General features: G+C 39.7%; 1 protein-coding gene. It reads left to right on the forward strand.

Translation table 11 applies throughout. The annotated features are described in order from the left end of the window. On the forward strand, positions 1–357 hold a 357-nt coding region (locus COT81_02205), incomplete at its 5' end, for a 3-deoxy-manno-octulosonate cytidylyltransferase (protein PIS05252.1). Positions 358–441 lie beyond the last annotated feature (84 nt).

The raw sequence follows: 441 nt of genomic DNA on the forward strand, positions 1-441 counted from the left end.
ATATGGCGCAATCCAGATACGGTTAAGATCATTCATAATGATGAGGGGGAAGTTCTCTACACCTCTCGCTCACCCGTGCCTTATTATAAGGGAGCTTTTTCTCCAGAGCTTATGGCACGACGAATTTATGGAATTTTTGCATTTCGCTGGAAATACCTCAAACTCTTTACCGATCATGCGGAAACGCGTCTCGAAAAACTTGAATCCTGTGATAGCAACCGAATTCTTGATATGCCGTTTCGGCAATACATTGCGCCTTATCCACACATAAAATCATTTTCAGTAGATAGTCCTGAAGATGTTGAGCTTGTTGAAAAGCACATGAAATCAGATGACTACTGGGACTTGTACAAGTAAGGTTTTCCTTTTCAGTTTAGAAAAAGGCTACAGTTATGAAAAATAACATTGCTTATCAGACTCCTCAGCTTGCTCAATATTTTT

Source organism: Candidatus Buchananbacteria bacterium CG10_big_fil_rev_8_21_14_0_10_42_9, from assembly GCA_002773845.1.
Lineage (GTDB): Bacteria > Patescibacteriota > Patescibacteriia > Buchananbacterales > 21-14-0-10-42-9 > 21-14-0-10-42-9.